Raw genomic sequence first — 12,864 nt, 5'->3', positions numbered from 1 at the left:
CTCCTACAGGCGTTGCGCCTGTTCGCGCGAAAGCGATTTTGAAAACGAAACAGCATCTGTACCCGAGCAATCCACGTGTTTCCCCTTTGGGTTACGCGGTTCCATAACAACAACAGCGAGGTGAAAGCATGTCTGGTAATCGTGGTGTCGTGTATCTGGGCAGCGGCAAGGTCGAGGTACAGAAAATCGACTATCCAAAAATGCAGGACCCGCGCGGCAGGAAGATTGAGCATGGCGTCATCCTGCGCGTGGTCTCCACCAACATCTGCGGTTCGGACCAGCACATGGTCCGTGGTCGTACCACCGCCCAGGTCGGCCTGGTGCTGGGCCATGAAATCACCGGCGAGGTGATCGAGAAGGGCAGCGACGTCGAGAACCTGAAGATCGGCGACCTGGTCTCGGTGCCCTTCAACGTGGCGTGCGGGCGCTGTCGCTCCTGCAAGGAACAGCACACCGGAGTCTGCCTGACCGTCAACCCGGCTCGCGCCGGCGGTGCCTATGGCTACGTCGACATGGGCGACTGGACCGGCGGCCAGGCCGAATACGTGCTGGTGCCTTACGCCGACTTCAACCTGCTGAAACTGCCGAACCGCGACAAGGCCATGGAGAAGATCCGCGACCTGACCTGCCTCTCCGACATCCTGCCCACCGGTTATCACGGCGCCGTCACCGCCGGTGTCGGCCCTGGCAGCACCGTCTACGTGGCCGGTGCCGGTCCGGTGGGCCTGGCGGCCGCTGCTTCGGCGCGCTTGCTGGGGGCCGCGGTGGTGATCGTCGGTGACGTCAACCCGGTACGCCTGGCCCACGCCAAGGCCCAGGGTTTTGAAATTGCCGACCTGTCCAAGGACACCCCGCTGCACGAGCAGATCGCCGATTTGCTCGGCGAGCCGGAAGTGGATTGCGCCGTGGACGCCGTGGGCTTTGAAGCCCGTGGCCACGGCCATGCCGGTGCCCAGCACGAAGCACCGGCCACCGTGCTCAACTCCCTGATGGGCGTGGTGCGGGTGGCGGGCAAGATCGGTATCCCTGGCCTGTACGTCACCGAAGACCCGGGCGCCGTGGACGCCGCGGCGAAGATGGGCAGCCTGAGCATCCGCTTCGGCCTGGGCTGGGCCAAGTCCCATAGCTTCCACACCGGCCAGACCCCGGTGATGAAGTACAACCGCCAACTGATGCAGGCCATCATGTGGGACCGCATCAACATTGCCGACGTGGTAGGGGTTGAAGTCATCAGCCTCGACGACGCCCCCCGCGGCTATGGCGAGTTCGATGCCGGCGTGCCGAAGAAATTCGTCATCGACCCGCACAAGCTGTTCAGTGCTGCCTGAGACTTGAGGCGATAGAAGAAAAAGGGCGACCCACGGGTCGCCCTTTTGCGTTGTGGCGTAAGCCCGAGACCGCCGCGAGCACTTCGTACCCCGTGGCTAAAAACACCCCCCAGTAGCCGCTGTCGAGCTTGCGAGGCTGCGCAAAGGTCCGCAGGACCTTGCTTGGCGATCCTGCGTCGGGCACTGCCGATACCGAGTCAGAAACCCTTGCCCGGGTAGTCGACCCAGTGTTCTCCACTGAGGATGTACTGCGCGGCGGCCTCGCTAAACACACCGGGCGCATCCCGCTGGAAACGCGATCGCCACTGAGGCAGCCACCAGTAGTTGAGCGCCGTGCCTCTTGGGAAAAGCACCATGCTCAGGACGGATTGGTCGATGAGCCCGCGCTGATACAACTGGTGAATGCGGTCCATGAAATCCAGGTAGTAGCCGATGGGCAGCGAGAGCATCAGCACGGCGGTATGGAATTTTTCCGTGGGCGCTCGTTGCGGGTTTTCCAGCAGGCCCAGGGCTTCGCAGTAATGGGCCTGGGGCTGGCGAGCCAGGGTCTGGGCCGCCGGGACTTCGAGAATGATCAGTGAGTGGATCTCCTCTTGCCAGTCGGCGCCGTGGGTCTCCTGGAAGTACTGGCTGATGACCTCGGTCAGGGGGCCGGTGGCATGGGCTGCGTCCGAGCAACGGTTGCCGTCGATGGGGCGGCCGATGATCCAGATGACGAGGGGGATGGCCAGGGCCAGGGCGATGCAGCTGTAGAGGGCCGTTCTGATTGGAGATCGTTTCACTGCAAGTGCCGAAAGGTGCGGGGGGCTTGCGCGGCAACCCGGGGCTGGCGCAGACCCTGTTGGTGAGTGGGCAGGGCAGTTTAGCGTTGGCGGCTTCGCTGGCAAGCCAGCTCCTACACAAGCCTTGCAGGAGCCGGCTTGCCGGCGAAGATTGCCGTCAGAGCGCCGCCAATTGCCCCTGGTACAGCACCGGCCCGGTGGGTTGCCCGGTAGGCGAGCCGCCGTGGGGTTCCAGGCTCACCGCCAGGGCGATCGGGGTGCCCAGCAGTTCGCGTTGGGCCGGGCTCAGGTTGATCTTGCCTTGGCCGCCTACCGGCACCACGCCGAGGGAAATCGGTTTGCCATCGGCAGGAATCGCCCAGAGTTCCAGGCTGCGGTCCAGGCCTATGGCAGCCAGGGCCAGGGGTTCCACTTGCAGGTACTGGGCGTGGGCCTTGATCTGCAAGGCCGGTTGCTGGTCGGCGCTGAGCAGGGTGGCGCTGTAGCGTACCTGGTCGTCCTGCCGGATAAAGCCGATGTACAGGGTGGCCAGCACGGCGCAGGCGGCGATCGCCAGGCGCAGGCGCATCCACAGCGGGTTTTTCTGCGGCATGTGCAGGACCTGGGGCTGGATACGCGCCTGGATGCCTTGCCACACATGCTCCGGCACTTCCTGCTCGGGCAGGCCTACGGTCAGGCTGGCGAGGCTCTCCTGCCACTGCGCCAGTTCCTCGCGCAGGGCCGGGTCGTCCAGCAGGAGCATGTCGAAGCGCCGGCGCGCGGCGCCCTGCATCAGGCCGATGGCGTAGTCGGCGGCGAGGGCGCGGCGCCGTTCGGGGGTTCGATAATTCATGATTCAAGGCACCTGCGCAGGCGTTCCATGCCGCGGCGGATCCAGGACTTGACCGAGCCCAGGGGCGCGGCCAGTTGCTCGGCCAGTTCCGAGCAGGACAGGCCCTGGAAGTAGGCCACGGTGATGGATTGGCGTTGCATGCCCTCCAGGCTTTCCAGGCAGCGGTTCAGGGCCCGGGCCTGGCGGGCGCTGTCCAGTTGTTCGTGGGCCGAGGGGGCGTCGTCCATCAATTGCTGTTGCTCCCCCTCGCCCAGGGGCCGCTCGCGGTGCTTGCGCAGTTGGTCGATGGCCTGGTTGCGGGTGATGTTGATCATCCAGGTCAGGGGGGCGGACAGGTGCGGCTGGTAGCGCACGGCGTTGTTCCAGATGCGCACGAAGCTTTCCTGCAGCACCTCCTCGGCCAGGTCGCGGCGGCCCATGAAGCGCAGGGCCACCCCATTCAGGCACGGGGCAACGCTGCGGTACAGGGTTTCGAAGGCGCGGCGATCGCCCAGTGAGCACTGGGCCAGCAAGTGCCGCAGTTGATCGGGGTCGAGAGCGGAAATGGCGGTTCTCCAGGCAGGTGGCAAATGAATGGACCACGGCTGGCAACGGTCGATCCAGCCAGAGGGTAGTCCAGGGTGGGCGGTTGTTCCATTCACGGGTTGCGACCTCCTGCTACGGCCGGTGCCGATGTTCCTGCGCCGGTCGTCGTTGCTGCATATACGCAGAGCGGCGAGCCGTGGATGCGTGATTCTCGACTAAAATCCACAGGGTGCGGGCGCCGCTGCGCCACTTTCGGAACATTCGCCCGATGCTTCAGTCAAAAGGCTGTTTTCCAGCCATCCGAACACGGGTGGTTTCCTGCCCCATGAGGTTGTTTCGATGAATATTCCACGCGGTTTCGCCTTGGCTACCCTGATGACCCTGGCAGCCGGTTCGGCCCTGGCCGGCGGTTTCAGCCTGAACGACGCGGCCAATGCCATTTCCGGCATGCAGGGCGGCGACAAGGCTGCCGCCGCGGCCCCCACTTCCCAGACCGCCGGCCTGCTCGGAGCCCTGGGTTCGCAACTGAATGTCACTCCCCAGCAAGCCATCGGCGGTACGGGCGCCATGCTTGGCCTGGCGAAGAACCAGTTGAGCAGCACCGACTATTCCCAGTTGAGCAAAAGTGTCCCGGGCCTGGACAAGCTCTCGGGCAGCAACGCCCTGGGCAGCCTGGGTGCCCTGAGCGGCCTGCTGGGCCAGTCGTCCGGGCAGACCAAGGGCCTGGACAGCGCCCTGGGCGACGTCAAGGACACCAATGACCTGAACAACGCCTTCGGCGCCCTGGGCATGGACAGCGGCATGATCGGCCAGTTTGCGCCGGTGATCCTGCAGTACCTGGGCCAGCAGGGCGTTGGCGGCTCCCTGCTGCAAAGCCTGAGCGGCATCTGGGGCGTGGCCAAGTAGCGCGCTCCGGCCCCGGCGCCTGGCGCGCCGGGGCCCTCCCAGTTTCCTGCAATCCTGGTCTTTACCTTTCCCGGAGTTTTCGCCGAATCGGGCCTGTGCTATATCTCGCGCCCCGTTTTCCAAGGAAGCTTGAACGCGATGTTCATGGATGCACTGAAGATGTCTCTGCCCGCCGATGCGGTGCTCGGTTTCATGCTCTACATGCTGGGCGCGGCCCTGGTCTTTGCCCTCTATGCGTTCATCTATACGCGCCTGACCCCCTATAACGAATTCGCCCTGATCCGCGAGGGCAACAGCGCGGCTTCCATCGCCCTGTCCGGTGCTTTGCTGGGTTTTGCCATTCCGGTGGCCAGCGCTATTTCCCATTCAATCTCGATCATCGACTTCCTGCTCTGGGCCGGCATCGCCGCGGTGGTGCAGCTGCTGGCGTTCTTTGTGGTCAGCCTGATCCTCAAGGGCCTGTCCCAGCGCATTGCCAGCCAGGAGTACGCGGCGGCGATCCTGGTGGCATCGGTTTCTGTCGGTGTCGGCCTGCTGAACGCGGCCTGCATGACTCCTTCGGTCTGAGGGCGCGGCCATGAAACGCAGCAAGAGCGTGCGCCTGGTGCTGCTGGGCAGCGTGCCGTTTGCCCTGGCCGCCTGTGACGGCCAGCCCCAGGCGACCCGGGAAGTTCGCCAGACCCAGAATTTCAGCAGCGTCAGCGAATGCGAACGGGCACAGATTCCGTCCGCCATTTGCCAGGCCGCCCGCGATGACGCCCGCGAGCGTGGGGAGCGTGTGGCCCCGCGTTACCTGGACCTGCAACGTTGCGAGGAGGATTTCGTCACCGCCAACTGCATGGTCTCGCGCGATAACCGAGCCTATGTACCGATTTCCAGCGGTTTTGCCCTGACCTCCCAGCGCACGCTGCCGGACAAGCCCGAAGAAGAACAACAGACCAGCTCCAGTGGTGGTGGTGGTGGTGGTGGTGGTGGTGGTGGTGGTGGCTCCAGCTCGGGCTCGCGCTTCTGGCGCTGGATCGGCCTGGATTCGACCCCTGAACCGCGCTATTTCAGCGAGGCTCTGTACAAGCAGCGCGATGGTCGTGGCGGTACCCAACTGAGCACCCTCAGCCAGCAGGTGGAGGCCGGCAAGACCTTCTCCGGCGCCAGTGGCGGGCGCTTCGGGATATCCAGCCCGGAACACTTCACCAGCGCCGGCAACCCGCTGGCCGGCGCCCATGAAGTGGTCAGCCGCAGCGGCTTCGGCTCCTCCAGCCGCAGCAGTTGGAGCTTCGGTTCTTGAAGCGCATCCCCAGCACCCCGCGTGCGGACTGGCAAGCCACGGCGGAGCAACTGGGCTTTGCCTTCCACACCTTCGACGGTGAGCCTTACTGGGACGAGTCGGCCTACTACCGCTTCAGCCTGCGGCAGATCGAGGACGACCTGGAAGACCCGACCCAGGAACTGCACGAGCTGTGCATGGCCCTGGTGGCCGAGGTGGTGGACAGCGAGGAACTGCTGGAGCGCCTGGCTATCCCTGCGGCCTTTCATGAGATGATCCGCCAGTCATGGAAGCAGGGCGACCCCCACCTCTATGGGCGCATGGACCTGTGCTACGACGGCACCGGCCCGGCCAAGCTCCTGGAAACCAACTACGACACGCCGACCTCGCTGTACGAGGCGAGCTTCTTCCAGTACGTCTGGCTCGAACAGCAGATGCAGCGCGGGCAATTGCCGGCCGGCTGCGACCAGTTCAACAGCATCGAGGACAAGCTGCTCCAGGCCTTCGTCCAGGGCGGCTTCAAGTCGCCGATGCACTTTGCCTCGGTCAGGGATTCGCTCGAAGACCGCGGCACGGTCGAATACCTGCGCGACATTGCCCGTCAGGCCGGCCTGGGGACGCGGTTGCTCGACATCGAGGACATCGGTCTGAATGCCGGCGGGCGTTTCGTCGACCTGCTGGGCACCCCCATCGACAGCCTGTTCAAGCTCTACCCCTGGGAGCACCTGTTCAACGAAGCCTTTGGCCCGGCCATTGCCGGCAGCCGCACGCAGTTTGTCGAGCCGCCGTGGAAAGCCATTCTCTCCAACAAGGGCGCGCTGGCCCTGCTCTGGGAACGGCATGCGGGGCACCCGAACCTGCTGCCGGCGTTTATCGACGACGACCCCGCCGCCAGCCTGGGCCCGGGGTGGGTGCGCAAGCCGTTCTTTTCCCGAGAGGGCGCCAATGTGGAAATCTGCACCGAAGGCGGCGAGCATTTGATCGAGGCCGGGCCCTACGGCGGCGGGCCCTGCATCCGCCAGCAGTTCCACCCCTTGCCGGTGTTTGCCGGCAACCACACGGTGATCGGCAGTTGGGTGATCGGGGACCAGCCGGCGGGTATCGGCATTCGTGAGGACAACTCGCCGATCACCAAGGACAGCAGCCGCTTCCTGCCCCACGTGATCAGCGATTGATCAGCGGCTTTCGCCCAGCAACTCGCTGATGCGCTGGTCCTTGTCGGTCCACAGCCGGTTGACCCAGTCCTGCACCTGCTGGCGGAACGCCGGGTCGTTTTCGTAATCGCCCTGCCACAGCGCGGGGTCCAGTTCGCGGGTGCGGATGTCGATGATCACCTTGGGCACGCTGCCGCAGATCAGGTCCCAGAAACCGGGAATGCGTTCCTGGGGATAGACCACGGTGACATCCAGCATGGCGTCCAGCTGTTCGCCCATGGCCGCGAGGACAAAGGCCACGCCGCCAGCCTTGGGCTTGAGCAGGTGCTGGAAGGGCGAGCCCTGCTGCTGGCGCTTGGCCGGGGTGAAGCGGGTGCCCTCCAGGTAGTTGACCACGGTCACCGGCTGGCGCTTGAACAGCTCGCAGGCAGCCTTGGTGATTTCCAGGTCCTTGCCTTGCAGTTCCGGGTGCTTGGCCAGGAAGGCCTTGCTGTAGCGCTTCATGAAGGGGTAGTCCAGGGCCCACCAGGCCAGCCCCAGGAACGGCACCCAGATCAGTTCCTTCTTGAGGAAGAACTTGAAGAACGGCGTGCGCCGGTTGAGGGTCTGGATCAGGGCCGGGATGTCGACCCAGGATTGGTGGTTGCTCACCACCAGGTAGGAGGTGTCGACCCGCAGGCCCTCGCCGCCGCGTATGTCCCAGCGGGTGGGGATGCACAGGGCGAAGATCAGCTTGTCGATCTCGGCCCAGGTCTCGGCGATCCACATCACCGCGGCCGAGGCGTAGTCGCGCAGGCGCCCGGGCAGGACCAGCTTGAGCAGGGCGAACACCATCAACGGGCCGAACAGCACCAGGGTGTTGAGCAGCAGGAGCAGGGTGACGAAACAGCCGGTGAGCAGGCGGCGCATAAGGCACTCTTTGCAATCTTTTGGGCGCGCCATGATAAGCAGCTTCGGCGGGCAGGCCAAATTCTAGTGTGCTGACGAATGTTTCACCTGGGGGCGGGTAGGGTGGGTGGCAATTGGCTGGAGTGTCTATCGGGGCCCTTTCGCCGGCAAGCCGACTCCTACGGGGCTCGGGTAGAACCAATTCGTTGGCTGCGGTCTAAAATCCCGCTGCCCCCTTTCTTCAAGGAATCCACCGTCGTGAAATCTGTCCTTGCTCTTGTGTCTCTGTTGGCGCTGCCGGTGATGGCTGCCGAGCCGACCCTGTATGGCCGTTACGAATACATCCGCCTGCCGGAAATCGGCGAAACCCTGCAAGCCAAGATGGACACCGGGGCCCTGACCGCTTCGCTGTCGGCCAAGGATATCCAGACCTTCACCCGCGATGGCGAGGACTGGGTGCGCTTCCGCCTGGCCACCAAGGACGCTGGCAGCAAGGTCTACGAACACAAGGTGGCGCGCATCAGCAAGATCAAGAGCCGTTCCGACGAGGACGATGACCGGGAAGAGCCGCAGGCGGCCAAGCGCCCGGTGGTGGAACTGGAAATGTGCCTGGGCAACGTCAAGCGCACGGTGGAGGTCAACCTCACCGACCGCAGCAGCTTCAACTACCCGCTGCTGATTGGCGCCAAGGCCCTGCGCGAATTCGGTGCGGCGGTGAACCCGGCGCGGCGTTATACCGCCGATAAACCCGACTGCTGATTGACGACTTACCAGGCATCCGGCACCGTTCGCCCACTGAATTTGCGTGCTTGGATGCCATGCCCCATATCCTGATTGTCGAAGACGAAGCGGCGATTGCCGACACCCTGATCTTTGCCCTGCAAGGCGAAGGCTTCACTACCACCTGGCTGAGCCTGGGCCGTGCGGCCCTGGAGCATCAACAGGCGAGCCCGGCGGACCTGATCATCCTCGACATCGGCCTGCCGGATATCAGCGGCTTCGAAACCTGCAAGCAACTGCGGCGCTTCAGCGAGGTGCCGGTGATGTTCCTCAGTGCCCGGGACGGCGAGATCGACCGGGTGGTGGGCCTGGAAATCGGTGCCGACGATTATGTGGTCAAGCCCTTCAGCCCGCGGGAAGTGGCGGCGCGGGTCAAGGCGATCCTCAAGCGCATGGTCCCGCGGGTGGCTCCCGAGGCGGTCGCGGCGTTGTTCGTGATTGACCCTGAGCGGGTGCAGATCAGTTACCGTGGCCAGCCCCTGAGCCTGACCCGGCATGAGTTCCGCCTGCTGCAATGCCTGCTGGAACAGCCCGAGCGGGTGTTCAGCCGCGAGCAGTTGCTGGACGCCCTGGGGGTAATGGCGGATGTGGGCTATGAGCGCAACATCGACAGCCATATCAAGAGCCTGCGGGCCAAGCTGCGCCTGGTGGCGGCCCAGGCCGAACCGATCCAGACCCATCGCGGCCTGGGCTACAGCTACAGCCCGAGCCACGCCTGATGACCTTGGGGCTGCGGATCTTCCTGGTCTATTTGCTGTTCATCAGCCTGACCGGCTATTTCGTGCTGAGCACGGTGATGAAGGAGATTCGTCCCGGGGTCCGCCAGTCCACCGAGGAAACCCTGGTGGACACCGCCAACCTGCTGGCGGAGATCCTGCGGGATGACTTCAAGGCCGGCACCCTCAGCGAGAACCGCTGGCCGCAGCTGTTGCGTGCCTATGGCGAGCGGCAACCGGCGGCGACCATCTGGGGCCTGCCGAAGAATCAGGTCAACCACCGCATCTACGTGACCGACGCCAAGGGCATCGTGGTCCTGGATTCCAGCGGCCTGGCGGTGGGCCAGGACTATTCGCGCTGGAACGACGTGTACCTGACCCTGCGCGGCCAGTACGGCGCGCGCTCGTCGCGCTCGCTGGCCGACGATCCCAATTCCTCGGTGATGCACGTGGGTGCGCCGATCCGCGACAACGGCCAGATCATCGGCGTGGTCACCGTGGCCAAGCCCAACAGTTCCCTGCAGCCCTATGTCGACCGCACCGAGCGGCGCCTGCTGTGGTACGGCGCCGGGCTGATCGCCATGGGCCTGCTGTTCGGTGCCTTGCTGTCCTGGTGGCTGAGCGCCGCGCTGCGGCGCATGACCGCCTATGCCCTGGCGGTCAGCGAAGGGCGCCGGGCCGAGTTGCCGCACTATCGCGGCGGTGAAATGGAACAGTTGGCCACGGCGGTGGAACACATGCGCACCCAGCTCGAAGGCAAGGCCTACGTCGAGCGCTACGTGCATACCCTGACCCACGAACTGAAAAGCCCCCTGGCGGCGATTCGCGGGGCGGCGGAGCTGCTGCAGGGCGAAATGCCCCTGGAACAGCGCCAGCGTTTCGTCGGCAATATCGACAGCGAAAGCGCGCGCATGCAGCAGTTGATCGAGCGCCTGCTGAACCTGGCGCAGGTGGAGCAGCGCCAGGGCCTGGAAGAGCGGGTGAATGTGCCCCTGGCGCCGTTGTGCAAGGAGCTGCTGAACAGCCAGCACGGGCGTATCGAAGGCAAGCAACTGCAGGTGGAACTTCGGGTGTCGGCGGACCTGGCCTGGTCCGGCGAGCCGTTCCTGCTGCGCCAGGCCCTGGGCAACCTGCTGACCAATGCCCTGGACTTCAGCCCCGTGGGCGGCCTGTTGCGTTGCAGCGCGCAACCTGTGGAGGAGGGCGTGGAGCTGGTGCTGTTCAACCAGGGCGAGCCGATTCCGGACTATGCCCTGCCACGCCTGTGCGAGCGGTTCTATTCCCTGCCGCGCCCGGACAGCGGACGCAAGAGCACCGGCCTGGGGCTGAACTTCGTCGAGGAAGTGGTGCAGTTGCATGGCGGCCAGATGCGTATCGACAACGTTCCGGGCGGGGTGCAGGTGACCTTGCGCCTGCCCTGAGCGGGGATTCTCCACAGACTCTCCACATTGCTTCCATAAAACCCCCATAGCCGCGTTCCAGACTCTCTCCCATTCGAACCGGGAGAGCCTCATGAACCGCAACCTGACCTTCAAACTCGGGGCCATTGGCCTGTTGATCCTGCTGTTGCTGATACCGCTGCTGATGATCAGCGGCCTGATCAGCGAGCGCCAGAGCCTGCGCGACGGCGTGCTCGACGATATTGCCCGCAGTTCCAGCACCCAGCAGCAGATCCGCGGCCCGGTGATGGTGGTGGATTACCGCAAGACCGTGCGCACCTGGAAGACCGACGAAAAGACCAAGAAGCGCTATCAGGAAATCGGCGAGGAGCAAGGGCGCATGTTCTTCCTGCCGGAACACTTCGAGCTGGACGGCAAGGCCCAGACCGAGCTGCGTGCCCGGGGCATCTACGAGGCTCGGCTGTTCCACGCCGACAACCACATCAGCGGCCATTTCGCCGTGCCCGAGCAATACGGGATCAAGGAAGATTTTGCCGACTACCAGTTCGACCAGCCCTTCCTGGCGGTGGGCATCAGCGATATCCGCGGCATCGAGAACGCCCTGCAACTGCAACTCAACGGCCAGACCCTGGACTTCGCCCCGGGCACCTTTGTCAGTTGGCTGGATGAAGGCGTGCATGTGCTGCTGCCGCCCCTGGACCTGAAAAAGAACACCCGCCTGGATTTCGCCTTCGACCTGCGCCTGCAGGGCACCGGCCAGTTGCAGGTGCTGCCGGTGGGCAAGACCAGCAAGGTCCTGCTGACGGCCAACTGGCCGCACCCGAGCTTTATCGGCAACTACCTGCCGGTGCAGCGTGAAGTGACCGAGCAGGGCTTTTCAGCCATCTGGCAGACCTCGTTCTTCTCCACCAACCTGGAACAGGCCATGGAGCGTTGCGCATTCGGCACGCAATGCCAGGACTTCAACGGCCGCAGCTTCGGCGTGAGTTTCATCGACCCGGTGGACCAGTACCTGAAGAGCGACCGGGCCATCAAATACGCCTTGCTGTTCATCGGCCTGACCTTCGCCGGCTTCTTTCTCTTCGAGGTACTCAAGAGCCTGTCGGTGCACCCGATCCAGTACGGGTTGGTGGGCGTGGCCCTGGCGTTCTTCTACCTGTTGCTGCTGTCGCTATCGGAGCACCTGGGCTTTGCGCTGGCCTATGGCGTATCAGCGGCAGCCTGTGTGGGGCTGATCGGCTTCTATGTCAGCCATGTGCTGCACAGCTGGCGTAACGGCGCGCTGTTCGCGATCGCGCTGGCGGCCTTGTACGGCCTGCTCTATGGCCTGCTCAGCGCCGAGGATTACGCGCTGCTGATGGGCTCGCTGCTGCTGTTCGGGCTGTTGGGCGTGTTCATGGTGCTGACCCGCAAGCTGGACTGGTATGGCATTGGCCAGCGCAAGGCAGCGCAGCCTTTGCAGTTCGATCTGGAGGCCGTCCATGAGTAGGTCATTGGGTTTGCGTGAGGATCAGCGCCAGCGGGAGCATCTGGCGCAGCGCATCGGTCAGTTGTTTCCGCTCGATGCCTGGTGGCTGGTACGCCAGCAAGCCATGCCCCGTGCTGCAGGAGCCGGCTTGCCGGCGAAGAGGCCCGATCGCCTGACCGATTAGACCGGCGGCCGGGTCGCCAGCATCGACGGGCGCTGGCTGATCTCGAAGTACCAGGCGGCCAGCTGGGGATGGTCCTGGCGCCATTCCAGGTCGGGGTGGCGGAAATCCAGGTAGCCCAGGGCGCAGGCAACGCTGATGGCGGCAATATCGAAGTGGCTGGCCAGTTCGGCAATCGCTTCGGCTTCCAGCACCGCCAGGGCTCGGCGGATCTTGTCGCGCTGGCCGTCGAGCCACTGTTCCCAGTGTTTTTCCGGGGCACGCAGGGCCAGCTCGTAGCGCACCAGTACCGAGGCGTCCATGATCCCGTCGGCCAGGGCCGCGAGCGTCAGGCGCCGCCAGCGGGCCGAGCCGTCCCGGGGGATCAGCGGGTTGCCGACGTGCTGCTGGTCCAGGTAGTCGAGGATTACCCGGCTGTCGTACAGCACCTGGCCGTTGTCCAGGCGCAGGGCGGGGATCTTGCCCAGGGGGTTGTCCTGGTTCAGCGCGGCGTCCGGAGCTACCGGGCTCAACTGGCTGGCTTGCAGGGCGACCCGGTTCAACTGCCCGGTTTCATGCAGCAGCACCATGACTTTGCGTACGTAAGGTGATGCCGGGTTGTGGAACAGCGTCATGCTTGGGGTGGACATGAATATTCCTC

The 12,864-nt window shown here is 64.6% G+C and carries 15 protein-coding genes; 10 read left to right on the top strand and 5 right to left on the bottom strand.

The window, feature by feature from the left end:
* The first annotated feature begins 128 nt into the window (after positions 1-128).
* Positions 129-1,328, top strand: a complete 1,200-nt coding sequence (gene fdhA, locus AC1RL5_RS10485) for a formaldehyde dehydrogenase, glutathione-independent (protein WP_011063898.1) — start codon at positions 129-131, stop codon at positions 1,326-1,328.
* 197 nt (positions 1,329-1,525) lie between these two features.
* Here the strand turns inward: fdhA and AC1RL5_RS10480 are convergent, their stop codons facing one another.
* The 3 genes from AC1RL5_RS10480 to AC1RL5_RS10470 form a co-directional block, all read right to left on the bottom strand.
* Entirely contained in the window at positions 1,526-2,110 is a 585-nt protein-coding gene (locus AC1RL5_RS10480; protein ID WP_019094048.1) for a hypothetical protein, read from the bottom strand.
* Between the two features lie 157 nt (positions 2,111-2,267).
* Positions 2,268-2,942, bottom strand: a complete 675-nt coding sequence (locus tag AC1RL5_RS10475) for an anti-sigma factor (RefSeq protein WP_492589366.1) — start codon at positions 2,940-2,942, stop codon at positions 2,268-2,270.
* Positions 2,939-3,583 carry a sigma-70 family RNA polymerase sigma factor gene (locus tag AC1RL5_RS10470; RefSeq protein WP_015637290.1) on the bottom strand — a complete coding sequence of 215 codons (645 nt, stop codon included), beginning with the start codon at positions 3,581-3,583 and terminating at the stop codon, positions 2,939-2,941. The genes AC1RL5_RS10475 and AC1RL5_RS10470 overlap by 4 nt, the downstream gene beginning before the upstream one ends.
* A gap of 223 nt (positions 3,584-3,806) precedes the next feature.
* On the opposite strand from AC1RL5_RS10470, the gene AC1RL5_RS10465 reads away from it, so the two are divergent.
* From AC1RL5_RS10465 to AC1RL5_RS10450, 4 genes are all read left to right on the top strand, one after another.
* Positions 3,807-4,373, top strand: a complete 567-nt coding sequence (locus AC1RL5_RS10465) for a DUF2780 domain-containing protein (RefSeq protein WP_011063894.1) — start codon at positions 3,807-3,809, stop codon at positions 4,371-4,373.
* A 138-nt stretch (positions 4,374-4,511) separates the two neighbouring features.
* On the top strand, positions 4,512-4,940 hold the full coding sequence (locus tag AC1RL5_RS10460) for a DUF350 domain-containing protein (protein WP_011063893.1): 429 nt from the start codon (positions 4,512-4,514) through the stop codon (positions 4,938-4,940).
* 10 nt (positions 4,941-4,950) lie between these two features.
* Complete coding sequence (locus tag AC1RL5_RS10455) at positions 4,951-5,658, top strand: DUF1190 domain-containing protein (RefSeq protein ID WP_492589368.1); 708 nt, start codon at positions 4,951-4,953, stop codon at positions 5,656-5,658.
* Positions 5,655-6,812, top strand: coding sequence for a glutathionylspermidine synthase family protein (locus tag AC1RL5_RS10450; RefSeq protein WP_072451765.1), 1,158 nt, complete (start codon positions 5,655-5,657; stop codon positions 6,810-6,812). Before AC1RL5_RS10455 ends, AC1RL5_RS10450 begins: the two co-directional genes overlap by 4 nt.
* Here AC1RL5_RS10450 and yihG read toward each other — a convergent pair whose 3' ends face one another.
* Positions 6,813-7,700, bottom strand: a complete 888-nt coding sequence (gene yihG / locus AC1RL5_RS10445) for a 1-acylglycerol-3-phosphate O-acyltransferase, YihG family (RefSeq protein WP_011063890.1) — start codon at positions 7,698-7,700, stop codon at positions 6,813-6,815.
* Positions 7,701-7,937: 237 nt separating this feature from the next.
* Between yihG and rloA2 the strand changes: the two genes are divergently transcribed.
* The 5 genes from rloA2 (at position 7,938) to AC1RL5_RS10420 (ending at position 12,227) form a co-directional block, all read left to right on the top strand.
* Complete coding sequence (gene rloA2, locus AC1RL5_RS10440; RefSeq protein WP_011063889.1) at positions 7,938-8,438, top strand: retropepsin-like aspartic peptidase RloA2; 501 nt, start codon at positions 7,938-7,940, stop codon at positions 8,436-8,438.
* A gap of 59 nt (positions 8,439-8,497) precedes the next feature.
* Positions 8,498-9,178, top strand: coding sequence for a two-component system response regulator CreB (gene creB / locus AC1RL5_RS10435; protein WP_011063888.1), 681 nt, complete (start codon positions 8,498-8,500; stop codon positions 9,176-9,178).
* On the top strand, positions 9,178-10,596 hold the full coding sequence (creC, locus tag AC1RL5_RS10430; RefSeq protein WP_072451764.1) for a two-component system sensor histidine kinase CreC: 1,419 nt from the start codon (positions 9,178-9,180) through the stop codon (positions 10,594-10,596). The genes creB and creC overlap by 1 nt, the downstream gene beginning before the upstream one ends.
* Before the next feature lie 91 nt (positions 10,597-10,687).
* Positions 10,688-12,064, top strand: a complete 1,377-nt coding sequence (gene creD / locus AC1RL5_RS10425; protein ID WP_041120144.1) for a cell envelope integrity protein CreD — start codon at positions 10,688-10,690, stop codon at positions 12,062-12,064.
* Complete coding sequence (locus AC1RL5_RS10420) at positions 12,057-12,227, top strand: hypothetical protein (protein WP_158267418.1); 171 nt, start codon at positions 12,057-12,059, stop codon at positions 12,225-12,227. The genes creD and AC1RL5_RS10420 overlap by 8 nt, the downstream gene beginning before the upstream one ends.
* On the opposite strand, the gene AC1RL5_RS10415 is transcribed toward AC1RL5_RS10420, so the two are convergent.
* Positions 12,224-12,853: a glutathione S-transferase gene (locus AC1RL5_RS10415; RefSeq protein ID WP_011063885.1), complete on the bottom strand. Its 630-nt coding sequence runs from the start codon at positions 12,851-12,853 to the stop codon at positions 12,224-12,226. The genes AC1RL5_RS10420 and AC1RL5_RS10415 overlap by 4 nt on opposite strands.
* Positions 12,854-12,864 lie beyond the last annotated feature (11 nt).

The sequence above is a fragment of the Pseudomonas sp. GW822-FHT06D10 genome, from assembly GCF_058799535.1.
This window is presented reverse-complemented; position numbering and strand designations above follow the sequence as displayed.

Bases quoted from the DNA above. Each gene is read 5' to 3' on its own strand.
- AC1RL5_RS10460 (WP_011063893.1), top strand. From the start codon at position 4,512: ATGTTCATGGATGCACTGAAGATGTCTCTGCCCGCCGATGCGGTGCTC.
- creC (WP_072451764.1), top strand. From the start codon at position 9,178: ATGACCTTGGGGCTGCGGATCTTCCTGGTCTATTTGCTGTTCATCAGC.
- yihG (WP_011063890.1), bottom strand. From the start codon at position 7,700: ATGCGCCGCCTGCTCACCGGCTGTTTCGTCACCCTGCTCCTGCTGCTC.
- AC1RL5_RS10465 (WP_011063894.1), top strand. From the start codon at position 3,807: ATGAATATTCCACGCGGTTTCGCCTTGGCTACCCTGATGACCCTGGCA.
- AC1RL5_RS10475 (WP_492589366.1), bottom strand. From the start codon at position 2,942: ATGAATTATCGAACCCCCGAACGGCGCCGCGCCCTCGCCGCCGACTAC.
- AC1RL5_RS10415 (WP_011063885.1), bottom strand. From the start codon at position 12,853: ATGTCCACCCCAAGCATGACGCTGTTCCACAACCCGGCATCACCTTAC.
- AC1RL5_RS10455 (WP_492589368.1), top strand. From the start codon at position 4,951: ATGAAACGCAGCAAGAGCGTGCGCCTGGTGCTGCTGGGCAGCGTGCCG.
- creB (WP_011063888.1), top strand. From the start codon at position 8,498: ATGCCCCATATCCTGATTGTCGAAGACGAAGCGGCGATTGCCGACACC.
- fdhA (WP_011063898.1), top strand. From the start codon at position 129: ATGTCTGGTAATCGTGGTGTCGTGTATCTGGGCAGCGGCAAGGTCGAG.
- creD (WP_041120144.1), top strand. From the start codon at position 10,688: ATGAACCGCAACCTGACCTTCAAACTCGGGGCCATTGGCCTGTTGATC.
- AC1RL5_RS10420 (WP_158267418.1), top strand. From the start codon at position 12,057: ATGAGTAGGTCATTGGGTTTGCGTGAGGATCAGCGCCAGCGGGAGCAT.